The organism is Alcaligenes pakistanensis, assembly GCF_014652815.1.
GTDB lineage: Bacteria > Pseudomonadota > Gammaproteobacteria > Burkholderiales > Burkholderiaceae_B > Alcaligenes > Alcaligenes pakistanensis.
Map to the genome: position 1 here is coordinate 1 of NZ_BMZN01000008.1, position 23,119 is coordinate 23,119.

A 23,119-nucleotide genomic window follows, 5' to 3' on the forward strand; every position below is an offset into this window, starting at 1 on the left:
CAATTTGCGGAACATTTCAACGCCGGTACAAATAGTCTTGACCGTGTCTTTGATACCCACGATTTCGATTTCTTCGCCGACTTTAACGATACCGCGCTCAATACGACCGGTCACAACCGTACCACGGCCGGAGATCGAGAACACGTCTTCCACAGGCATCAAGAATGCACCGTCAACGGCACGCTCTGGCGTAGGAATGTAGTTGTCCAGCGCTTCGGCCAAAGCCAAAACAGCTTGGCTGCCCAATGGGCCTTCGTCGCCTTCCAGAGCCAGCTTGGCCGAACCCTTGATGATCGGGGTGTCGTCGCCGGGGAAGTCGTACTTGGACAAGAGCTCGCGCACTTCCATTTCGACCAGTTCGATCAGCTCTTCGTCATCCACCATGTCGGCCTTGTTCAGGAACACGATGATGTAAGGAACGCCAACCTGACGGCTCAGCAAGATGTGCTCACGAGTCTGGGGCATAGGACCGTCAGCGGCCGAACACACCAAGATCGCGCCGTCCATCTGGGCAGCACCGGTAATCATGTTTTTGACGTAGTCAGCGTGACCGGGGCAGTCAACGTGTGCGTAGTGGCGAGCAGGCGTCTCGTACTCAACGTGCGAGGTGCTGATAGTGATACCACGTGCTTTTTCTTCAGGGGCGTTGTCGATCTGCGAGTAATCGCGCGCTTCACCGCCGAATGCCTTAGCCAAAACCGTGCAGATTGCAGCGGTCAGAGTGGTTTTACCGTGGTCAACGTGACCGATTGTGCCGACGTTGACGTGTGGTTTAGTCCGTTCAAACTTACCTTTTGCCATGATTTATCCCAATTATGTTTTACAGGAAAACAAAAAAATTGTTGAGCAGCCCGCCATCAGGCGGGCTGATATTTCTATTACTTACCGCGAGCGCTGATCACTTCTTCCGCTACGTTCTTTGGAGCTTCAGCATATTGCTTGAATTCCATCGTGTACGTGGCACGACCTTGTGTTTGCGAACGCAGGCTGGTCGAGTAGCCAAACATTTCGGCCAAAGGAACTTCAGCCTTGATGACCTTGCCACCACCAACGATATCGTCCATACCCTGAACCATACCGCGACGGGACGACAAGTCGCCCATCACTGTACCGGCGTAATCCTCAGGTGTTTCGACTTCTACAGCCATTGTCGGCTCCAGCAGAACTGGGGCAGCCTTACGCATACCATCCTTAAAGGCCATCGAAGCAGCCATACGGAAGGCGTTTTCGTTCGAGTCCACATCGTGGTACGAACCGAAGAACAGCGTCGCTTTGACATCGACCACCGGGTAACCCGCAACAACACCAGCGTGCAGTGTTTCACGAATACCTTTTTCAACAGCAGGAATGTATTCGCGAGGAACCACACCGCCCTTGATGGCGTCGACAAACTGGAAGCCACCACCTGGCTCCAGGGGCTCGAGCTTGAGCACCACGTGACCGTACTGACCACGACCACCGGACTGTTTGACGAATTTACCTTCAATTTCGTCGCAAGTCTTACGGATGGTTTCGCGGTAAGCCACTTGTGGTTTACCCACGTTGGCTTCTACACCGAATTCACGGCGCATGCGGTCAACCAGAACTTCCAAGTGCAACTCGCCCATACCGGAAATAATGGTCTGGCCGGATTCTTCGTCGCTGCTGACGCGGAAAGAAGGATCTTCCTGAGCCAGACGGGACAAAGCCACACCCATTTTTTCTTGGTCGGACTTGGTTTTTGGTTCCACAGCCTGCGAGATCACGGGTTCTGGGAACTCCATGCGCTCCAGAATGATCTGTTGGTTGATGTCACACAAGGTTTCGCCTGTCGTAACGTCTTTCAGGCCCACCACGGAAGCGATATCACCAGCAACCAGCTCTTTCAGTTCGGCGCGGTTGTTTGCGTGCATCTGCAAAATACGGCCAATACGCTCTTTTTTGCCCTTGATCGGGTTGTAGACCGTATCGCCCGAGCGCAGAATGCCCGAGTAAACGCGCACGAAAGTCAGCTGACCAACGAAAGGGTCGGTCATCAGCTTAAATGCCAAAGCGGACATAGGCTCTTCGTCATTTGCCTTGCGGGAAATGACTTCACCGTCATCGCTTGTACCTTCAACCGGTGGAATATCCACTGGCGATGGCAGGTAATCGATAACAGCGTCCAGCATGCGCTGAACACCTTTGTTCTTGAACGCGGTACCGCACAACATTGGCTGAATTTCGCAGGCAATGGTACGTGTACGCAGACCCAGGTTGATGTCCTCTTCGGAGAGGGAACCATTTTCCAGGTACTTGTTCATCAGATCTTCGCTGGCTTCAGCAGCCGACTCGATCATCTTCTCGCGCCATTCTTCGGCCGAAGCTTGCAGCTCGGCGGGAATGTCGGTGTAGTCAAACTTCACACCGTTGCTTTCTTGATCCCAGATGATTGCTTTCATCTTGATCAGGTCAACCACACCCTGGAAGTTGTCTTCAGCGCCGATCGGGATAACGACAGGCACAGGATGGGCTTTCAGACGCAGCTTGAGCTGGTCGTAGACCTTGAAGAAGTTAGCGCCAGTACGGTCCATCTTGTTGATGAACGCCAGACGAGGTACGCCGTACTTGTTGGCTTGACGCCATACAGTTTCGGACTGAGGCTGAACACCACCCACCGCGCAGTAAACCATGCAAGCGCCGTCAAGCACGCGCATGGAACGCTCAACTTCAATAGTGAAGTCAACGTGGCCGGGGGTATCAATGATGTTGATACGGTGTTCGGGGTAATTGCCCGCCATACCACGCCAGAAAGCGGTGGTAGCAGCTGAGGTAATGGTGATCCCGCGCTCTTGCTCTTGCTCCATCCAGTCCATAGTGGCCGAACCCTCGTGGGTTTCGCCCAGCTTGTGGTTCACACCGGTGTAAAACAGGATGCGCTCGGTAGTGGTCGTTTTCCCGGCGTCGATGTGAGCCGAGATACCGATGTTGCGATAGCGCTGAATAGGGGTTTTGCGGGCCATGATTATATGTCCTCAGATTACCAACGGAAATGGCTGAATGCTTTGTTAGCATCGGCCATCTTGTGCGTGTCTTCACGCTTTTTCATTGCACCGCCACGGCCTTCAGCCGCGTCAGCCAATTCACCGGCCAGGCGCAAGTCCATCGATTTTTCGCCGCGCTTTTTAGCAGCTTCGCGCATCCAACGCATGGCAAGAGCCAGACGACGGACAGGGCGCACTTCGACAGGAACCTGGTAGTTAGCACCACCAACACGGCGGCTCTTAACTTCAACAACAGGTTTTACATTATTGATGGCAGCATTAAACACTTCGAGCGGATCTTTGCCGGTTTTCTGCGCAATTTGTTCCAGCGCGCCATAAACAATACGTTCGGCAACAGCTTTCTTGCCGGACAGCATGACCACGTTCATAAACTTGGCCAGCTCAACGCTGCCAAATTTTGGGTCAGGTAGGATTTCACGTTTGGGTACTTCGCGACGGCGAGGCATGTTTAACTTCCTTGTGACTATTCAGTTGAACCGCTTTTTGCGGCCTCGGTCATTCATGACAAATGACCACTTACCTACCATGGCACTAGGCCACGGTTGCACGGATCCAGATCAGTGAACTGATCAATGGATACATGGATTACTTGGGACGCTTAGCGCCGTATTTGGAGCGGGACTGTTTACGGTCCTTGACGCCTTGCAGGTCAAGAGCACCGCGAACGATGTGGTAACGAACACCAGGCAAATCCTTAACACGACCACCACGGACGAGAACGACCAGAAATGATTTCGAAGCCGTTGGTCAGGCGCACTTTGGCGACTTTACGCAGAGCGGAGTTAGGCTTCTTAGGGGTCGTGGTGTAAACACGTGTGCAAACACCGCGGCGCTGTGGGCAGTTCTCGAGCGCGGGGCTCTTGCTGCTAACGCGGCTGACTTCGCGCGGTTTACGCACGAGTTGGCTAATGGTTGGCATGACCTTTACGTATCCTATAACGTACTTTACGTACTGGTTGACGTATGTGTTTTGAAAAACGCCGTCCAGTTGGTGGGCTTTGAAACCCTGTACCGGAAGCGGCATTGCGCAATACCACTCCCCATAAAACACGAAAAAGAGCGGTCTTGCGCATGGCTTGGGCTTGATGTTCAAGCACTTAAAAAGTGCCCGCAGCCCTGAAAATCCGGGCTGCAATCAAATTACTGCAAGGTGTACCGGCAAAGGATCCTTAAAGTAAGCTCTAAAATTTACCACAGTAAACCCTTATAGGTCAACGATTTGGAGACCTATCCAGCAGTTTCCCGTTGTCACAGCACACGCATGGAAGCACTTGGTCACTCGCTATCTACATATCGTTATACTGCAGGGCTATTGCACTTCTGCGACAAGGACAATACCCATGATCATCGCTTCCCTGGAAGACGACCTCGTCCAGGCAGAACTGATTGCCCGGATTCTGAGCGGGGCCGGCTATGAGTGTCGATCCTTTCATCAAGGAAAGGACTTGTTGGCCGCTCTGGCCAAGCCACATAATTTCGATTTATTGCTGCTGGACTGGGAGCTGCCGGATGTCAGTGGCCTGGATGTGCTGCGTTGGGTTCGCACCACACTAGGTCATGCCCTGCCTGTTCTTTTCCTGACCAGCCGCACCCAGGAAGAGGATCTGGTCACGGGACTACAAGCCGGAGCCGACGACTATATTAATAAGCCTGTTCGCACGGGAGAGCTGGTTGCACGCGTTAATGCCGCCACCCGGCGCATGAATCTGGGCACCGTCACCACGCAGGACAGCCGCTTTTCGTTTGCTGGCTACGATATTTTTCCCGAACAAGGCCATATCGTTCTGGAAGGCGACACCATCACCCTGGCACCCAAAGAGTTTGAACTGGCTCTTTTGCTGTTTCGGAACCCCGGCCGCCTGTTCTCGCGCGATGTCTTGAGCTCGGCCGTCTGGAATCGAGAAATTCCTGCTACCTCGCGTACGCTGGACACGCACTTGTCCAACATCCGCCGTAAACTCCAACTGCGTCCCGAAAACGGGGTACGCCTGACGGCTTCCTACGCCTTGGGCTATCGCCTTGAACTTTTGACCGACCCTAGCTGATTTCCTATGATTACATTGCGTATCGCCGCGCCCCTTGTCTGCGGCCTGATTTGGGGCGGCGTCGTGTCAGCCCAACCCTCCGGTGCCCGAGGCGAGAACTTCGTCTATAAAGTGCTGGCCGGCGACACCTTGCTCAATATTTCCCAGACATACACACGCCAAAGTCGTAACTGGTCCGAAATTCAGCAACTGAATGCGGTGGCCGATCCGTATCGCCTGCCCATCGGCAAAGAGCTGCACATTCCTTTTCGCATGATCCCGGAAGTGCCCGCCCCCGCCCGCATTACGCACCAGACTGGCCAGATTCTGGTTAACGGTCAGATGCTGGGTGCCGGCACTACCCACTTGCAGGAAGGCGACCTGATTCGCACTGGCAACAATGGCTATCTGACTCTGGAACTGCAAGACGGTAGCCAGCTGAGCGTTCCCGCCCAGGCATCCTTGAGTGTCAGCCGCATGCGGGCCTTTGAAGGCACGGGCCTGACCGATTCGATTATCGCCCTGGACGATGGGGATGTGGAATCGCGTGTTTCCCCCGAAAAAACCGGCGTAGGCCGCTTTGAAGTGCGCACGCCTGTCAGCATCACCGGCGTACGCGGTACTGAATTGCGCGTCCGTACCCAGCAAGGTAAGGCACACAGTGAAGTGCTGGAAGGCCGCGCTGAACTGGGAACACAGCAACGCAGCACCCCCACCGCCCTGAAGCAGAACCAGGGTGCCGCCGTTGGTACGGATGGCAATATCCTGGCGCTGGAGCCTTTGCTGCCCGCCCCGCACATCTCCACTCCAGAGCGCCGCGGTGGTCAGTGGAACAGCACGATCCAGGCCGTACCCGGTGCCCAGGCCTATCTGGTCCAGACCTCGACAGATCCCCAAGGTGCCAAACTGCTGTCCCGCGACATCACAACCGACACCGATATTCAGTTCGGTGCCTCGCGCCCCGGCACCTACTACGTCACCGTACGGGCAATTGACCGCCACGGTCTGATGAGTCCCGACACCGTAGAAAGTTTTGAAGGCGCGGCCAGCCTGACCAGCTCGGACGGCCAAGCCGTAGTCAGCAATTTTGGCGACCCTATTCTGTTGTCTCAGTTCTAACACCTGAACGGCATACGGTATGAGCAGCCCGGCCCCCAGAAACCACAAGCTACTCTCCGACCGGATACGGAAAGAGTGGCATCTGGTTTCGGTTTTGCTGGTGCTGCTGACTTTACTGTTCAGCTCCTTGCGTGATGATTTCGCACTAGGCAGGCTGAACAACCTGATTTACGACTTCACTATGGCGGCGGCTCTTCCCCAGTCCGTCCCCAAAGACATTGTGATCGTCGCTATTGACGACCACAGTATCGCCAATCTGGGGTTTTGGCCCTGGCGGCGTATCAATCATGCAGAACTATTAAGTCGCCTGAGCCAGGCGCGAGCCGTGGGCATAGACCTGGTGTTTCAGGAACCCAACCCCGCCTACCCCGATGACGACTTGGCCTTCGCCCAAGCCATTCAGCAACATGGACGGGTGGTACTGCCGCTGGTCTATGACTCCCAGCGCGATATTGTTCATACCGCCATCCCCATGCTGAGCCGTGCAGCCAAGGCCTCAGGCTATATCAATATAGAGCCCGACCCCGATGGGGTCGTGCGCCGCGTCGCCTTACAGCAGCTCACCCCTTCAGACCGGGTTCTGCCGCACTTTACAATTGCCATGCTATTGACAGGCGGCGATACGGATCAGGCCTTGCATGCCCTGAATTCCAGCCAATATGGCACTCCTCATATTCCCTATCTGGGACGTAATGGTCACTTTCAGACCGTGCCTTATTTCAATGTTCTGAATGGCGACATCCCGCCCTCATTCTTCAAAGACAAGTACGTGCTGGTGGGTGCCTGGGGCAGCGGGCTGGGCGACACCTTTCCGACCCCCCTATCCAAAGCAGGCATGAGCAGCATGTCGGGTGTGGAAATTTTGGCTAATACCTTGCAGGCCGTACGCAGCGATCAATGGATACGTACCCCCCCATTCTGGGCCATTGCCCTGGCCAGTTGCCTGCCTGTGTTGCTGGCCTGCCAAGTCCTGATTTACCTGTCTCCTCGCGCCACCCTGCTAAGCCTGATGGGAATAGTGTTCGGAATCTTGCTGGTGAACTGGATTGCCATGCATGGTTTCAATCTGTGGATTCCCCCGCTGGCCAGCCTGATTACTGTGTTGCTGGCCTACCCGCTCTGGCATTGGCGAAGCCAGGAAGCAGCCTTGAATCAAGTGACAGAAGAGCTGAACAAGCTGAAGCTGGAGTATCCCGATGTCAAGGCCGCGCTTAGTGAACGGCTATCAGGCTTGAGCACACGCAATCTGCCCCATCGCCTTACCCAGCTACACAAATCCATCAATCTGCTTCGCCAAGCTCAAACCAAACGCGAAGAGACCTTACGCTTTATCTCGCACGACATGCGGGCACCGCAAAACTCCATCCTGGCCTTGGCCAGTTTGCAACGTCAGGATGACAGCAAACTGGCACCGGACCAGTTTTTGCACAAGATGGAGGGCTATGCCGAGCAAACTCTGGATCTGGTGGATAACTTCATCAGTCTGGCGCGGGCCGAAGCGATGGAAATGGTGCTCAGCCCCGTCAGCCTGTCCGATCTGCTGGCCGACTGTCTGGATGACGCCTGGGCCAGCGCCAGCAAACGGGCCATCAGCCTGAATTTGATCGATTCAGAACTGGTCTGGGTAAACGGAAATGCACCCATGCTGCGCCGCGCCTTTACCAACCTGATTCAGAACGCCATCAAATACGGGCCAGATGCTAACCAGATTGATATACACGTAGAACTCGATAAAAACACAGTACAGGTACGCTTCACTGACCATGGCTGGGGTATTCCACCAGAAAATCAGGCAACGATTTTTGAGCCCTATCACCGGGCTCATGAGAATACGACTGGGGCACCCTCTGGCAGTGGCCTAGGTTTGGCCTTTGTGAAGACCGTGATCAATAAGCACGGCGGTGATATCACCCTGGACAGTAGCCGTGAACAAGGTTGTACCTTTATCGTGACGCTGGCCACCGCGGAGCTGAGCGATGAGCACTAAGTTCTGGCGCGACACCGCCCTGCCCTATGTAGAAAGCCGCCGCGCGTGTGACAGCCGTATCTGCTATCAGGAACACAGTCATCCGACCTATTCCATTGGTGCTGTTGATGGTGGCGGTAGCGTCTTTACCGGCGCACCGGGTGGCCCTGTCCGACTTGCCCCTGGCTCACTGGTCTTTGTGCCTGCTTACCGCAGTCATGCCTGCAACCCCTTGCCCGACCAATCATGGAGCTATCAGATGCTGCATCTGGATACCGCTTGGTTGGAGCAACTTTGGCAGGAAAGTGCAGAGACTCAGACGCCACTGCAAGAACCTATCCGGGTTTGTAACGACGTGCGCATTTACGCCGCCTACTGTGAATTGAACGCACTTCTGTTTTCTTCCGCGTCCACCCTGAATAAAGAAGCCGCACTGATCGAATTTCTGTTGCAGTACGGCCTAAGCCAGGGCCAGACCTTGTCCCCAGCTCCTCCTCCTAGTCCAGCTTTACAACAAACCCTGGATTACTGGATTCACGGCCGCTTCGCCACCCTTCCCCTGCAAGCACTCGCGCAGGAAGCTGGGCTTAGCCGCTATCAACTGATCCGCGCCTTCCGGCGTCATACCGGACTGACACCGCAACGCTGGCAGTTGAACCAGCGAGTGAATCTGGCCCGTGAGGCTTTACGCCAAGGTGATGAGTTAGCTGATATTGCCTACCGCCTGGGTTTTGCTGACCAGAGCCACTTTCAGCGCGTTTTCAAGCACTACACCGGTGTTACCCCCGGTCAGTACCGCAACTAGGCCCAGAGAGCCACTAGCAGGCTACCGCGCACTTTTATTCAATACGGCAAGCTACGCTATCGTCACACTGCGGTTTTACCTTGGGTCTACCGCCGTGTCTTTGTTTTTGCTGATTGCCAGCACCCATTTTTTGGCTCTGCTTTCCCCCGGACCTGATTTCTTCCTGATTGCACGTAGCACCTTGGCACACGGACGGCCGGTAGCCACCGGTGTCTGTGCGGGTGTGGCCCTGGCCAATGGCATTTACATCAGCCTCGCTTTAACCGGCTTTGCCCAGATGAGTCCAAGCAGCTCCCTCTTTCTAGTACTGCAAAGCGCTGGGGGACTGTATCTACTGTATTTAGGCGTGAAATTCCTGCAGGCTGCCCGTCAACCGGCCTTGCAACGAATCAGCGCTACAGGAGCCTCCCCAGGCGGCTGGTGGCACCATGCTTTGCTGGGATTACTGTCCGGGCTACTCAACCCTAAAAATGCCTTGTTCTATGCCAGTCTGGCCTCAGTATTGGCCAGTAGCCATGCCAGTACCGGGATGCACGTATTACTAGGACTGTGGATGTTTTCGGTAGTCCTGATCTGGGACTTGTTCATCACCGTACTGATTGGGCATCCCCACTGGCAGCAAGGCATACAAAAGTATTTGCCTCGTATCGAACAATTCTGCGGCCTACTGCTCTGCCTGATTGCGGCGGCGGCTCTGTTCAATGTAATCCAGCACCTGCCAGGACGCTAAACATTAAAAAAACAATGTCTTGTCTACGCTGCCGTCAAGCTCTTTAGACGATAGAGTGAAACTGTTAGAGCCACATCAAACGATGAGAAAACAAATCATTTACGGGGTCGGGTCGAGCAATATAAGCCGGTAAAATAGTCCGGGTCTACGTTTTGTTAAGCACCTTGGGTGCGCTACAGTCTATGCTGTAAGACCGGAACAACACCCCCGTGTCCCGTTCCTTTTTTAAGTCAGTTTTCGAGGAGTTACTAGAATGTTTGCCAAACTTGCTTTCACAGCTATTCTTGGATTGGCCAGCGTGCCTGCTTTTGCTGCTTGCGACGTTACCATCGAAGGCAATGACTCCATGCAGTTCAACACCAAGAGCATTGTTGTTGACAAGACATGCAAGGAATTCACGATCAACCTGAAGCACACCGGCAAGCTGCCTAAAGCAGCCATGGGCCACAACGTCGTTATCTCGAAGAAATCCGATGAAAGCGCGGTTGCTACCGATGGCATGAAAGCCGGTCTGGACAACAACTACGTTAAAGCCGGTGACGAGCGCGTTATTGCTCACACTGATGTCGTTGGTGGCGGCGAAAGCACCTCCGTAACGTTTGATGTGTCCAAGCTGGCAGCTGGCGAAGACTACGCTTTCTTTTGCTCCTTCCCAGGTCACTGGAGCATCATGACTGGCAAGATCGAGCTGGGCAGCTAAGCTGATTAGCCTATAGCCGCCAGACGGCCATAAAAAATCCCCACGTGGCATAACCATGTGGGGATTTTTTTTGCCTGATCACCAAAGTGTCAGGCTACCGAAATATCGGACCACCCTGTATTACCAGGGTGGGGAAGCCGTAAAGCTTCGCTTATTCCTGGTCGCCTGCTGGCGATTCAGGTTGTTCCTGCTCGGGAGCACCAGACACAAAGACTGGATCTTCCGAAGGCTCAGGCGCCGATGCGAACGGGTTTTCCAATTCACGGGCTGCTTTGCGCTCTGCCACTTCAAAGGCTTCTTTTTCACGACGGGCAGCATGGAAAGCCATACCGGTACCGGCGGGAATCAGACGGCCAACAATCACGTTTTCTTTCAGACCACGCAGATCGTCGGTTTTGCCCATGATGGCCGCTTCGGTCAACACGCGGGTGGTTTCCTGGAAGGAAGCCGCCGAGATGAAGGAGTCGGTCGACAGCGAGGCCTTGGTAATACCCAGCAGCACGTTTTCGTACGTAGCGGGAATACCGTTTTCAGCCAAGACGCGATCGTTCTCGTTCAACAGTTCGGAGCGTTCAACCTGTTCACCCGTGATGAAGTTGGCATCACCAGCATCCACAATGTTCACGCGGCGCAGCATCTGACGAACAATCACTTCAATGTGCTTGTCGTTGATCTTCACACCTTGCAGACGGTAAACGTCTTGCACTTCGTTAACAATGTAGTTCGCCAGCTTCTCGATACCCTTCAAGCGCAGGATGTCGTGCGGATCAGCTGGGCCGTCCACAATCATCTCGCCCTTGTTCACCACTTGACCGTCGTGAGCCAGAACCTGCTTCTCTTTCGGAATCAGGAACTCGTGGCTGACGCCGTCCAGATCGGTAATGACCAGACGCTGCTTGCCCTTGGTGTCCTTACCGAAGGAAACCGTACCCGTAACTTCAGCCAACAGGCCGGCGTCTTTGGGTGAACGAGCTTCGAACAGTTCAGCCACACGTGGCAGACCACCGGTAATATCCCGCGTCTTTTGCGATTCTTGAGGAATACGCGCCAGAATCTCACCCACGGACACTTGCTGACCATCGCGAACGGTAATCAGTGCGCCCACTGGGAAGGAGATATTGACCATGTGGTCAGTACCCGCGATCTTGATCTCATGACCTTGCTCGTTCAGCAGCTTGATCTGAGGACGCATGAGGATCTTGCCGCCACGCGTCTTGGGAGTGATCACAACCAGAGTCGACAGACCGGTAACATCGTCCACCTGACGAGCCACGGTTGCGCCCTCTTCGATATTCTCGAAGCGAACCGTACCGGTGTACTCGGACACGATAGGACGGGTCAGCGGATCCCAGCTTGCCAGACGTTGGCCAGCCTTGATGACCTCGCCATCGCCCACCGTAATGGTGGCACCGTAAGGCACTTTGTGGCGTTCGCGCTCGCGGCGGTTGTCGTCAAAAATGACGATTTCACCGGAACGGGAGATCGCTACACGCTCGCCCTTAGTGTTGGTCACATAGCGCAGACCGATTTCAAAACCGATCGTACCAGCTGTTTTGGTCTCAACCGAGCTTGCCAACGCTGCACGCGACGCCGCACCACCAATGTGGAACGTACGCATGGTCAGCTGCGTGCCTGGTTCACCGATAGACTGAGCGGCGATAACACCGATCGCTTCACCACGGTTAACCAAGACACCACGACCCAGATCGCGACCGTAGCAGCTTGCGCACAAGCCATGACGGGTTTCGCAAGTCAGCGGCGTGCGGATCTTGACTTCATCAATGCCCAGGTTGTCGATCAGATCAACCAGGTCCTCGTGCAGCAATGTGCCGGCGGGGATAACCAGTTCCTGACTTTCTGGATTGATGATGTCGATTGCAGCCACACGGCCCAGAATCAACTCGCGCAGGGGCTCGATCACCTCACCGCCATCCAAGATGGCTTTCATGGTGTAGCCGCCCTTGGTACCGCAATCGTCTTCGGTGATGACCAAGTCTTGAGTCACGTCGACCAGACGACGAGTCAGGTAACCGGAGTTAGCCGTCTTCAACGCCGTATCGGCCAGACCCTTACGAGCACCGTGAGTCGAAATAAAGTACTGAAGTACGTTCAGACCTTCACGGAAGTTCGCAGTAATAGGCGTTTCAATAATGGAGCCATCAGGCTTGGCCATCAAACCACGCATACCAGCCAGCTGACGAATCTGCGCGGCCGAACCACGAGCACCGGAGTCCGCCATCATGTAGATGGAGTTGAAGGACTCTTGACGCACTTCTTCACCAAAACGGTTGGTCACTGGCTCGGAAGCCAGCTGCTCCATCATGGCCTTACCCACGCGGTCACCGGCTTTGCCCCAGATATCCACTACGTTGTTGTAGCGTTCCTGAGCGGTCACCAGACCGGACGAGTATTGCTTGTCAATTTCTTTAACTTCGTTGCTAGCCTGAGCCAGGATGCTTTCCTTGACGGCAGGCACAACCATGTCGTTCATGGCGATGGAAATACCACCACGAGTCGCCAGGCGGAAGCCAGACTGCATCAGCTTGTCCGCAAAAATCACGGTGGCACGCAGACCGCAGCGACGGAAAGACTGGTTGATCAGGCGCGAGATTTCTTTTTTCTTCAACGCACGGTTCAGTGCAGTGAAGGGCATGCCTTTAGGCAGAATCTCGGACAGCAAGGCACGGCCAGCAGTCGTTTCGTAACGCTTGATGGTCTTGACCCATTCACCGTCTTCGCCCTTCTCGAATTCTTCGATACGGACGGTCAGACGAGTTTGGAGCTCAACTTCCTTGTTGTCGTAAGCACGCTGAACTTCAGCCACGTCGGCCAGGAACAAGCCTTCGCCCTTACCATTAACCAGTTCGCGGGTCGCGTAGTACAGACCCAACACGATATCCTGGGAAGGAACGATGGACGGTTCGCCGTTGGCAGGGAACAGAACGTTGTTGGAGGCCAGCATCAAGGTGCGCGCTTCCAACTGGGCTTCCAGCGACAGCGGCACGTGAACGGCCATCTGGTCACCGTCAAAGTCAGCGTTAAAGGCGGCACACACCAGGGGGTGCAGCTGAATCGCTTTACCTTCGATCAGGACCGGTTCAAAAGCCTGAATACCCAAACGGTGCAGCGTAGGCGCACGGTTCAGCATGACCGGATGTTCGCGGATCACCTCTTCGAGAATGTCCCACACCACCGGTTCCTGGCTTTCCACCAACTTCTTGGCTGCCTTGATGGTCGTAGCCAGACCCATCAATTCCAGACGGTTGAAGATGAAGGGCTTGAACAGTTCCAGCGCCATCAGTTTAGGCAGACCACACTGGTGCAGCTTCAACTGAGGACCCACCACAATCACGGAACGACCGGAGTAGTCCACGCGCTTGCCCAGCAAGTTCTGACGGAAACGACCGCTCTTACCCTTGATCATATCGGCCAAGGACTTCAGCTGACGCTTGTTGGCGCCGGTCATGGCTTTACCGCGACGACCGTTATCCAACAAGGAGTCCACGGACTCTTGCAGCATACGTTTCTCGTTGCGCAAGATGATGTCCGGAGCCTTCAGTTCCAACAGACGCTTCAAACGGTTATTACGGTTGATAACGCGACGGTACAGATCGTTCAGGTCAGAAGTGGCGAAACGGCCGCCGTCCAGTGGTACCAACGGACGCAGGTCCGGTGGCAACACGGGCAGCACTTCCATGATCATCCAGTCTGGCTTGATGCCGGATTTCTGGAAGCCTTCCAGCACTTTCAGACGCTTGGAGATCTTCTTGATCTTGGCATCCGAGCCAGTGGCTTTCAGTTCAGCACGCAGGCGCTCGACTTCGCGATCAATGTCGATCGTACGCAGCAATTCGCGCACAGCTTCCGCGCCCATCAGGGCGTGGAAATCGTCACCGTATTCTTCTGTCTTGGCCAGGAAGTCGTCGTCGGACATGATCTGACCACGCTTGAGCGGGGTCATACCAGGTTCGATCACGCACCAGGCTTCAAAATACAGCACGCGCTCGATGTCACGCAGTGTCATATCCAGCACCATCCCCAAACGGGATGGCAGGCTCTTCAGGAACCAGATGTGGGCAACCGGGCAAGCCAGTTCGATATGACCCATACGCTCGCGACGCACCTTGGAGACGGTGACTTCAACGCCACACTTCTCGCAGATGACGCCACGGTGCTTCAGGCGCTTGTATTTTCCGCACAAACATTCGTAGTCCTTGATAGGACCAAAAATCTTGGCGCAAAACAGACCATCGCGCTCAGGTTTGAACGTGCGATAGTTGATGGTCTCTGGCTTGCGGACTTCTCCGAAAGACCAGGACCGGATTTTCTCGGGCGAGGCGATGCCGATCTTGATGGCATCGAACTGCTCGTCCTGAGTGACTTGCTTAAAGAGATCGAGTAGCGCTTTCATTATTTACGCTCCAAATCCATGTCCAGGGACAAGGAACGAATTTCCTTGACCAGAACGTTAAAGGACTCCGGCATACCGGCGTCGATCACGTGATCACCCTTGACAATGTTCTCGTAGACCTTGGTACGGCCGGCGATGTCATCGGACTTGACCGTGAGCATTTCCTGCAGGGTGTAGGCGGCGCCATACGCTTCCAGCGCCCAAACTTCCATCTCCCCGAAACGCTGACCACCGAACTGCGCCTTACCACCCAGCGGCTGCTGAGTAACTAGCGAGTATGGGCCGGTAGAGCGAGCGTGCATCTTGTCATCAACCAAGTGATGCAGCTTCAGGTAGTGCATATAGCCGACGGTGACCATACGCTCGAAGGCTTCACCGGTACGACCGTCAAACAGGCGAACCTGGGTGCGGTGTGGTGCCAGCTGCAGCTTCTCGGCGATATCGTCAGGATAGGCCAGACACAACATCTGGTCGATTTCCTGCTCGGTTGCGCCGTCGAACACGGGAGTCGCCAATGGCAGACCTTTTTGCAAGTTCGTGGCCATGTTCATCACTTCGTCGTCAGTCAACTCGCTGATACGAGTTTTCTTGCCGGCAGTGTTGTAGACCTTGTCCAAGTACGCACGCAGTTCGGAAACCTGTACGTTCTTTTCCTCTTGCATCATGTCATTGATGCGATGGCCAATACCCTTGGCAGCCCAGCCCAAGTGAACTTCCAGCACCTGCCCCACGTTCATCCGCGAGGGCACGCCCAGCGGGTTCAGAACGATGTCTACAGGCGTACCGTCAGCCATGTGTGGCATGTCTTCTACGGGAACGATGCGGGAAACCACACCCTTGTTACCGTGACGGCCAGCCATCTTGTCACCCGGCTGCAAGCGACGCTTAACGGCCAGGTAAACCTTGACCATCTTCAGCACGCCAGGAGGCAGTTCATCACCTTGGGTAAGCTTCTTGCGCTTTTCTTCAAAGGCCAGATCGAACTGGTGACGCTTTTGCTCCAAGGATTCCTTGGTGTGCTCCAGCACCAGTGCGTGTTGCTCGTCAGCCAAACGGATGTCGAACCACTGCCAGCGATCCAGATCGTTCAGGTAGTCAGCGGCCAGCTCGGTGCCCTTGGGCAGCTTGCGTGGACCACCATTGACGGTTTTGCCGACCAGGAACTTCAAGGCACGGTCAAAGGCGTCGTCTTCAACGATTTGCAGCTGATCGTTCAGGTCCTGACGGTAGCGACGCAGTTCATCATCAATGATGGACTGGGCACGCTTATCGCGATCAATACCTTCACGGGTAAAGACTTGAACGTCGATCACCGTGCCGACCATGCCCGAAGGCACGCGCAGCGAGGTGTCTTTAACGTCAGAGGCTTTTTCACCAAAAATGGCGCGCAGCAGCTTTTCTTCTGGCGTCAGTTGAGTTTCACCCTTAGGTGTCACTTTACCGACCAGCACGTCGTCAGCACGCACTTCAGCGCCGATGTAAACAATGCCAGAATCATCCAGACGGTTCAGCTGAACTTCGGACAGATTGCTGATGTCGCGGGTGATGTCCTCAGGTCCCAGCTTCGTGTCACGGGCAACAACCGTCAACTCTTCGATGTGAACCGAAGTGTAGCGATCGTCAGCCACGACCTTCTCGGAGATCAGAATCGAATCCTCGAAGTTGTAGCCGTTCCAGGGCATAAAGGCGATCAGCATGTTCTGACCCAGAGCCAATTCGCCCAGGTCGGTCGATGCGCCGTCAGCCAGCACGTCACCACGCGCAACGATATCGCCACGTTTGACGATAGGACGCTGGTTGATGTTGGTGTTCTGGTTAGAACGGGTGTACTTGGTCATGTTGTAGATATCTACACCGACCTCGCCAGCCACGTTCTCGTCATCGTGCACGCGAATAACGACGCGCTGAGCGTCAACGTCCACAATCACACCGCCACGACGGGCCTGCACGGTGGTACCCGAGTCAACGGCCACTGTACGTTCGATACCCGTACCGACCAGGGGCTTCTCAGGGCGCAGGCAAGGAACTGCCTGACGCTGCATGTTGGCGCCCATCAATGCTCGGTTGGCGTCATCGTGTTCCAGGAATGGAATCAGCGAAGCAGCCACAGACACGATCTGCGAAGGAGCCACGTCCATGTAATGAACGTTCTCTGGCGCAGTCATCATGGTTTCGCCAGCTTCACGGCAGGCAACCAGATCGTCTGCAAAAGCACCGTCTTCGGTCAGCTCGGCGTTAGCCTGAGCGATAACGTAATTGCTTTCTTCAATCGCCGACAGGTAATCAATCTGTTCACTAACCTTACCTTCAACAATCTTGCGGTAAGGCGTTTCCAGGAAACCGTACTCGTTCAAACGAGCGTACAGCGCCATGGAGTTGATCAGACCAATGTTTGGACCTTCAGGCGTTTCAATCGGGCAAACACGGCCGTAGTGGGTGGGGTGCACGTCGCGCACCTCAAAGCCCGCACGTTCACGTGTCAGACCACCAGGGCCCAGAGCCGAAACACGACGCTTGTGCGTGATTTCGGACAGCGGGTTGGTTTGGTCCATAAACTGCGACAGCTGGCTGGAACCGAAGAACTCCTTAACAGCCGCAGAGATGGGCTTGGAGTTGATCAGATCGTGCGGCATCAAGTTTTCGGTCTCGGCTTGGCCCAGACGTTCCTTGACCGCACGTTCCACACGCACCAGACCGGCACGGAATTGGTTTTCGGCCAATTCACCCACGCAACGAACACGACGGTTACCCAAGTGATCGATATCATCGATCTGACCGCGGCCGTTACGCAGACTCACCAGCACCTGAATGGTGTCCAGGATGTCTTCGTCGGTCAGGGTCATGGGACCTTCAATGCTGTCACCACGGCCCAGACGGCTGTTTACCTTCATGCGACCCACGCGCGACAAGTCGTAGGACTCTTCGCTGTAGAACAGACGGTTGAACAGTGCCTCAACCGCTTCTTCGGTTGGTGGCTCGCCGGGACGCATCATGCGATAAATCGCGACACGAGCAGCATTGGAATCCGCTGTTTCATCGGTGCGCAGAGTCAGGGAGATAAAGCCGCCCTGATCCAGTTCATTGATGTACAGGGTCTCGAAATCGCGCACATTGCCCACGCGCATTTCGGCCAGAATGGATTCGGTAATTTCGTCGTTGGCGTTGGCGATCACTTCGCCGGTGTCGGCGTTGATGATGTTCTTGGCCAGCACACGGCCCAGAAGGAAGTCTTCCGGGATAGAGATGTATTCGATCTTGGCTGCTTGCAGGTCACGCAAATGCTTGGCATTGATGCGCTTGTCCTTTTCAACCAGTACACGACCATCACGGTCGGTAATGTCGAAACGGGCAACCTCGCCCTTCCAGTGTTCTGGAACGAATTGCAGCTTGCCACCTTCTTGGTGCAGTTCGATGTGATCGAACTCGAAGAAGTGGGCCAGGATCTGTTCTGGCGTCAGGCCAATGGCCTTTAGCAAGATAGTTACCGGCATTTTGCGACGACGGTCGATACGGAAGAACAGAATGTCCTTAGGATCGAACTCGAAGTCCAGCCAGGAACCACGGTAAGGAATCACGCGCGCCGAGAACAGCAACTTGCCCGAACTGTGCGTTTTACCGCGGTCGTGTTCAAAGAACACACCCGGGGAACGGTGCAGCTGGGAAACGATGACTCGTTCGGTACCGTTAATCACAAAAGAGCCGTTATCAGTCATCAGGGGCATTTCGCCCATGTAGACTTCTTGCTCTTTTACTTCCTTGACGGTAGGCTTGCTCACCTCGCGGTCCATGAGGACCAGACGAACCTTCGCCCGTAAGGGGGAGGCATAGGTCAAACCACGAAGTTGACACTCTTTGACGTCGAACACCGGCTCGCCGAGCGTATAGCTCACGAACTCTAGCCGCGCCATTTGGTTATGGCTTACTATTGGAAATATGGAACTGAAAGCTTCCTGCAAGCCTTCAACCTTACGCTGAGAAGGCAGCGTGTCCTTCTGCAAGAAGGTTCTGAAAGAATGCAGCTGGGTAGCCAACAGGTAAGGAACCTGCTGTACGTCTTCACGTTTGGCGAAGCTCTTGCGTATGCGCTTTTTTTCGGTGTACGAATAAGGCATGAGCACTCCGACTCAAGGGTTACACGGACCGTCAACCACGGCCCTGGTTTACGACTCTAAAAAACCCGACTTTCTACAATACTAATTAAAAATCATGGGTTTTCTGGAAACGCAAAAGCCCGGGAAGGCTTGAAACGCATTCCCGGGCATCTATCGATACTCTTACTTGAGCTCGATCTTGGCGCCAGCTTCTTCCAGCTTCTTCTGAGCGTCTTCAGCATCAGCTTTGGACAAGCCTTCTTTAACGGCCTTAGGAGCACCGTCAACCAGATCTTTGGCTTCTTTCAGGCCCAGACCGGTGATTTCGCGCACGACTTTAATGACGCTAACTTTGTTTGCGCCAACTTCAGCCAAGAACACGGTGAATTCGGTTTGCTCTTCAGCAGCAGCAGCACCAGCGGCAGCAGGAGCAGCCACGGCAACAGCAGCGGCAGCAGCCGACACGCCGAATTTTTCTTCCATTTCTTTGATCAGCTCGGACAGTTCGAGCACGGACATTGCGCCAACGGCGTCAAGGATTTCAGCTTTAGTAGCCATTTTAAGAACTCCAGATATTAGGTAAATGCCAGGTTTGGATGTCGTTCGCAACGACGAAGTTTCCTGAAGGAAAACTGCTTACGCAGCTTCTTTCTGATCGCGCACAGCCGCCAGGCCGCGAACAAACTTGGTGGGAACTTCGTTAAGCGTACGCACAAAAGTAGCGATAGGTGCTTGCATGGTGCCCAGCAGTTTCGCCAGCAATTCGTCGCGCGAGGGCATTGTGGCTAGAGCCTTAACACCATCAGCATTCAGAACGCTATTGGGCAGCGCACCGCCCATAATGACCAACTTGTCGTTGGTCTTGGCAAAATCTGCAACCACTTTCGCCGCAGTCACGGGATCTTCACTGATGGCGTACATCAGGGGACCCACGAGCTGGCTGGAAAGAGCATCAAACGATGTACCTTCCAGCGAACGACGAACGAGCGTGTTTTTCATAACACGCAGGTAGACGCCAGACTCACGCGCTTTTTTGCGCAATACGGTAGCAGAAGCGACGTCCAGACCACGGTACTCGGCGATAATGATCGATTGGGCCTTTGCCAGTTGGGCAGTGACTTCTTCGATGACTACCGCTTTCTCTTCACGATTGAGACTCACGGTTGAACACTCCTTCAAACGATGTCGGGAAGGCTTCCCAACATCAACCGAATGCGGCGCACCTGGACGAGTTCTATAACGAATTCTTCCACGGGCGCCGTCTACGCTGGATGGGGCTTTTCAGTCCCGATTAAGTACATAGCTATGCCAGCCTAGGTACTCCAGCGGTCTTTGACAGCAGCGACCCTGTAAACAGGATCACAGCCCAAAGTTCTTTTTTCCTAACTGCTTATTAAGCAGTCAGAGAGGCAATCTCAACACGCGCACCGCCACCCATGGTGGAGGACACGGCGATCTTGCGCAGGTAAACACCCTTGGAAGCAGCTGGGCGAGCCTTGTTCAAGGCGTCAACCAGGGCAACCAGGTTGGATTGCAGCTGTTCAATGTTGAACGAAGCGCGACCAATGGTGCTGTGAATGATACCGGCCTTGTCAGTACGGTATTGAACTTGACCAGCTTTGGCGTTTTTAACGGCCGTAGCAACGTCAGGAGTCACAGTACCAACCTTGGGGTTTGGCATCAGGCCACGTGGGCCCAGAACCTGACCCAGGGTACCAACAACACGCATTGTGTCGGGCGAGGCAATCACAACGTCAAAGTCCATTTGACCGGCTTTGATTTGCTCTGCCAGATCGTCCAGACCAACGATGTCAGCACCTGCTTCGCGAGCAGCGTCGGCTTTTTCGCCTTGGGCGAAAACGGCAACACGCACGGATTTGCCGGTACCAGCAGGCAGAACCACCGAGCCACGGACCAGTTGGTCGGACTTACGAGGATCAATGCCCAGCTGAACAGCGATATCGATAGATTCGTCGAACTTGGCAGTGGCAGTATCTTTCACCAGGGCCAACGCTTCGGCCACTGGGTAGAACTTGTTGCGGTCGATCTTGGCAGCAATAGCGGCTGCGCGTTTGCTTACTTTAGCCATGACTTACACCACCCCTTCAACGTTGATGCCCATGCTGCGAGCGCTACCAGCGATGGTACGCACAGCAGCGTCCAGATCGGCGGCGGTCAGGTCGGGTTGTTTGGTCTTGGCGATTTCTTCAGCCTGAGCGCGGGTCAGCGTACCGACTTTATCCACGTTAGGACGAGCAGAACCGGATTTGATGCCAGCAGCCTTTTTGATCAGGATGGTTGCCGGAGGAGTCTTCATGATGAACGTGAAGCTCTTGTCGGCAAAAGCGGTGATCACCACAGGAATTGGCAGACCGGGTTCCAGACCCTGTGTCTGGGCGTTAAACGCCTTGCAGAATTCCATGATGTTCAGACCGCGCTGACCCAGCGCTGGACCGATTGGAGGGGATGGATTTGCCTTACCAGCTGGTACTTGCAGCTTGATAAAGCCGACGATTTTTTTCGCCATGCTTAGCTCCTTGCGGGTGATGACGCCTGGCACATAAGGTGACAGGCTTCCCGGGGTTTGTAATTAATCAGGTCTTTTCGACTTGATCGAAATCGAGTTCAACAGGGGTGGCGCGGCCGAAAATAGTAACGGTGACACGAACCTTGTTTTTCTCGTAGTTAACTTCTTCAACGTTACCATTGAAGTCTGCGAACGGACCGTCTTTGACGCGTACCAGCTCACCCACCTCAAACAGCACTTTGTGCCGTGGCTTCTCAACGCCCTCTTCCATTTGCGACAGGATTTTTTCCACTTCGCGCTCGGAGATAGGAGCAGGACGGTTACCAGAACCACCCAAAAAGCCAGTAACGCGCGGCGTACTTTTTACCAAGTGCCAGGTTTCGTCGGTCAAAGCCATCTCGACCAAGACGTAACCGGGGTAAATACGTCGCTCTGTAATTGATTTCTTGCCGTTCTTTACTTCAACGACTTCTTCCGATGGAACCAGAATGCGACCAAACGCTTCTTGGAGATCAGCGCGTTCAATGCGCTCCACCAGAGCTTTGTGCACGCTTTTTTCCATGCCGGAATAAACGTGAACCACATACCAGCGTTTGCTCATGTGTGCCCTTTATTTCCAGCCCAGCAACAGGCCATAAATGATCCAGCCGAGCCCTTTGTCAATCAGCCACAACAAGATGGCCATAACGGCAACAAACACAAAGACAATACCTGTCATTTGCGTTGCTTCTTTACGGGATGGCCAGTGAACGCGACGTACTTCCGTGTAGGCATCACGCGAAAAAGCGACCAGGCGGCGGCCTGTATCGCTAAACCAAATGATCAATACGGCGACGATTAGGCTGGCAACAAATACCCCAGCGCGAACCAGTGAATTTTGGCCATCCAGGACGGAATAGCCAACAATACCGGCGGCGACGACTAGGACCGCTAGGCCCAGCTTGATTCGCTCGGAACCTCGGTTAACGGTTTCTACGTTGGTATTCGACATATTCCGACGAGTGACGCCACGCGAGGTGGTGGCGAGTGACTGTGGTGGCAGGGGCAGAAGGAATCGAACCCTCAACCTTCGGTTTTGGAGACCGACGCTCTGCCAATTGAGCTATACCCCTATACCTTGACAAATCGTAGCGCGTTACTTTGCTACGCTTGGCTTTTAGGCAAAAAAGGATAATAACCTTTTTTGCCTAAAATTACTACTCTTTTTTTACTTCAGGATCTTGGCTACTACACCAGCGCCAACGGTACGGCCGCCTTCGCGAATAGCGAAGCGCAGACCTTCTTCCATGGCGATAGGAGCGATCAGGGACACTTTCATCGAGATGTTGTCGCCTGGCAGAACCATTTCTTTGTCTTCTGGCAATTCGATCGTACCGGTCACGTCAGTCGTACGGAAGTAGAACTGAGGACGGTAGCCCTTGAAGAAAGGAGTGTGACGACCACCTTCTTCTTTGGACAGAATGTACACTTCGGCGTCGAAGTCTGTGTGTGGCTTGATCGAGCCGGGCTTGGCCAGAACTTGACCACGCTCAACGTCTTCACGCTTGGTACCACGCAGCAACAGACCGACGTTATCGCCAGCTTCGCCTTGGTCCAGCAATTTGCGGAACATTTCAACGCCGGTACAAATAGTCTTGACCGTGTCTTTGATACCCACGATTTCGATTTCTTCGCCGACTTTAACGATACCGCGCTCAATACGACCGGTCACAACCGTACCACG

General features: G+C 54.4%; 18 protein-coding genes, 1 tRNA gene and 1 pseudogene. 6 read left to right on the top strand and 14 right to left on the bottom strand.

The genetic code is table 11. The annotated features are described in order from the left end of the window. The 4 genes and pseudogenes from IE156_RS18150 to rpsL form a co-directional block, all read right to left on the bottom strand. Window positions 1–801, bottom strand: an 801-nt coding sequence (locus IE156_RS18150) for an elongation factor Tu (protein ID WP_189394072.1), incomplete at its 3' end; no start/stop codon positions are given. A 77-nt stretch (window positions 802–878) separates the two neighbouring features. Next, a complete protein-coding gene (gene fusA, locus IE156_RS18155; RefSeq protein WP_189394074.1) occupies window positions 879–2,981 on the bottom strand; it encodes an elongation factor G in 2,103 nt (700 codons plus the stop codon). A 17-nt stretch (window positions 2,982–2,998) separates the two neighbouring features. Then, on the bottom strand, window positions 2,999–3,469 hold the full coding sequence (gene rpsG, locus IE156_RS18160; protein ID WP_189394076.1) for a 30S ribosomal protein S7: 471 nt from the start codon (window positions 3,467–3,469) through the stop codon (window positions 2,999–3,001). A gap of 139 nt (window positions 3,470–3,608) precedes the next feature. Next, window positions 3,609–3,942, bottom strand: a pseudogene (rpsL, locus tag IE156_RS18165) (30S ribosomal protein S12). 421 nt (window positions 3,943–4,363) lie between these two features. Between rpsL and IE156_RS18170 the strand changes: the two are divergent. From IE156_RS18170 to azu, 6 genes are all read left to right on the top strand, one after another. Further along, window positions 4,364–5,068 carry a response regulator transcription factor gene (locus IE156_RS18170; protein WP_189394078.1) on the top strand — a complete coding sequence of 235 codons (705 nt, stop codon included), beginning with the start codon at window positions 4,364–4,366 and terminating at the stop codon, window positions 5,066–5,068. 6 nt (window positions 5,069–5,074) lie between these two features. Then, complete coding sequence (locus IE156_RS18175; RefSeq protein WP_189394080.1) at window positions 5,075–6,166, top strand: FecR family protein; 1,092 nt, start codon at window positions 5,075–5,077, stop codon at window positions 6,164–6,166. A gap of 19 nt (window positions 6,167–6,185) precedes the next feature. After that, complete coding sequence (locus tag IE156_RS18180; protein ID WP_189394081.1) at window positions 6,186–8,153, top strand: CHASE2 domain-containing protein; 1,968 nt, start codon at window positions 6,186–6,188, stop codon at window positions 8,151–8,153. Continuing rightward, window positions 8,143–8,937, top strand: coding sequence for a helix-turn-helix domain-containing protein (locus IE156_RS18185; RefSeq protein WP_189394083.1), 795 nt, complete (start codon window positions 8,143–8,145; stop codon window positions 8,935–8,937). The genes IE156_RS18180 and IE156_RS18185 overlap by 11 nt, the downstream gene beginning before the upstream one ends. A 94-nt stretch (window positions 8,938–9,031) precedes the next feature. Beyond that, complete coding sequence (locus IE156_RS18190; RefSeq protein WP_189394085.1) at window positions 9,032–9,667, top strand: LysE family translocator; 636 nt, start codon at window positions 9,032–9,034, stop codon at window positions 9,665–9,667. A 253-nt stretch (window positions 9,668–9,920) separates the two neighbouring features. Further along, window positions 9,921–10,367, top strand: coding sequence for an azurin (gene azu, locus IE156_RS18195; protein ID WP_189394087.1), 447 nt, complete (start codon window positions 9,921–9,923; stop codon window positions 10,365–10,367). 151 nt (window positions 10,368–10,518) lie between these two features. Here azu and rpoC read toward each other — a convergent pair whose 3' ends face one another. The 10 genes from rpoC to IE156_RS18245 form a co-directional block, all read right to left on the bottom strand. Next, window positions 10,519–14,778, bottom strand: a complete 4,260-nt coding sequence (gene rpoC / locus IE156_RS18200; RefSeq protein WP_189394089.1) for a DNA-directed RNA polymerase subunit beta' — start codon at window positions 14,776–14,778, stop codon at window positions 10,519–10,521. Further along, window positions 14,778–18,890: a DNA-directed RNA polymerase subunit beta gene (gene rpoB, locus IE156_RS18205; protein ID WP_189394091.1), complete on the bottom strand. Its 4,113-nt coding sequence runs from the start codon at window positions 18,888–18,890 to the stop codon at window positions 14,778–14,780. Before rpoB ends, rpoC begins: the two co-directional genes overlap by 1 nt. A gap of 162 nt (window positions 18,891–19,052) precedes the next feature. Then, a complete protein-coding gene (rplL, locus tag IE156_RS18210; protein WP_189394093.1) occupies window positions 19,053–19,427 on the bottom strand; it encodes a 50S ribosomal protein L7/L12 in 375 nt (124 codons plus the stop codon). 78 nt (window positions 19,428–19,505) lie between these two features. Then, window positions 19,506–20,030: a 50S ribosomal protein L10 gene (rplJ, locus tag IE156_RS18215; RefSeq protein ID WP_189394094.1), complete on the bottom strand. Its 525-nt coding sequence runs from the start codon at window positions 20,028–20,030 to the stop codon at window positions 19,506–19,508. A 232-nt stretch (window positions 20,031–20,262) separates the two neighbouring features. Further along, window positions 20,263–20,958 carry a 50S ribosomal protein L1 gene (gene rplA, locus IE156_RS18220; RefSeq protein ID WP_189394095.1) on the bottom strand — a complete coding sequence of 232 codons (696 nt, stop codon included), beginning with the start codon at window positions 20,956–20,958 and terminating at the stop codon, window positions 20,263–20,265. A gap of 3 nt (window positions 20,959–20,961) precedes the next feature. After that, window positions 20,962–21,396, bottom strand: coding sequence for a 50S ribosomal protein L11 (rplK, locus tag IE156_RS18225; RefSeq protein ID WP_009464323.1), 435 nt, complete (start codon window positions 21,394–21,396; stop codon window positions 20,962–20,964). Window positions 21,397–21,463: 67 nt separating this feature from the next. Then, window positions 21,464–21,997, bottom strand: coding sequence for a transcription termination/antitermination protein NusG (nusG, locus tag IE156_RS18230; RefSeq protein ID WP_009464325.1), 534 nt, complete (start codon window positions 21,995–21,997; stop codon window positions 21,464–21,466). Window positions 21,998–22,006: 9 nt separating this feature from the next. Then, window positions 22,007–22,387 carry a preprotein translocase subunit SecE gene (secE, locus tag IE156_RS18235; protein WP_009464327.1) on the bottom strand — a complete coding sequence of 127 codons (381 nt, stop codon included), beginning with the start codon at window positions 22,385–22,387 and terminating at the stop codon, window positions 22,007–22,009. A gap of 45 nt (window positions 22,388–22,432) precedes the next feature. After that, window positions 22,433–22,508, bottom strand: a tRNA-Trp gene (locus tag IE156_RS18240). 95 nt (window positions 22,509–22,603) lie between these two features. Next, window positions 22,604–23,119 (bottom strand): EF-Tu C-terminal domain-related protein (locus IE156_RS18245; protein WP_268248127.1); only part of this gene is annotated, 516 nt, incomplete at its 5' end.

Coding starts and splice junctions, on each gene's coding strand:
- IE156_RS18180 (WP_189394081.1), top strand. CDS start 6,186: ATGAGCAGCCCGGCCCCCAGAAACCACAAGCTACTCTCCGACCGGATA.
- rplL (WP_189394093.1), bottom strand. CDS start 19,427: ATGGCTACTAAAGCTGAAATCCTTGACGCCGTTGGCGCAATGTCCGTG.
- fusA (WP_189394074.1), bottom strand. CDS start 2,981: ATGGCCCGCAAAACCCCTATTCAGCGCTATCGCAACATCGGTATCTCG.
- rplK (WP_009464323.1), bottom strand. CDS start 21,396: ATGGCGAAAAAAATCGTCGGCTTTATCAAGCTGCAAGTACCAGCTGGT.
- nusG (WP_009464325.1), bottom strand. CDS start 21,997: ATGAGCAAACGCTGGTATGTGGTTCACGTTTATTCCGGCATGGAAAAA.
- IE156_RS18170 (WP_189394078.1), top strand. CDS start 4,364: ATGATCATCGCTTCCCTGGAAGACGACCTCGTCCAGGCAGAACTGATT.
- IE156_RS18185 (WP_189394083.1), top strand. CDS start 8,143: ATGAGCACTAAGTTCTGGCGCGACACCGCCCTGCCCTATGTAGAAAGC.
- rplA (WP_189394095.1), bottom strand. CDS start 20,958: ATGGCTAAAGTAAGCAAACGCGCAGCCGCTATTGCTGCCAAGATCGAC.
- rpoB (WP_189394091.1), bottom strand. CDS start 18,890: ATGCCTTATTCGTACACCGAAAAAAAGCGCATACGCAAGAGCTTCGCC.
- IE156_RS18175 (WP_189394080.1), top strand. CDS start 5,075: ATGATTACATTGCGTATCGCCGCGCCCCTTGTCTGCGGCCTGATTTGG.
- secE (WP_009464327.1), bottom strand. CDS start 22,387: ATGTCGAATACCAACGTAGAAACCGTTAACCGAGGTTCCGAGCGAATC.
- rpsG (WP_189394076.1), bottom strand. CDS start 3,469: ATGCCTCGCCGTCGCGAAGTACCCAAACGTGAAATCCTACCTGACCCA.
- rpoC (WP_189394089.1), bottom strand. CDS start 14,778: ATGAAAGCGCTACTCGATCTCTTTAAGCAAGTCACTCAGGACGAGCAG.
- azu (WP_189394087.1), top strand. CDS start 9,921: ATGTTTGCCAAACTTGCTTTCACAGCTATTCTTGGATTGGCCAGCGTG.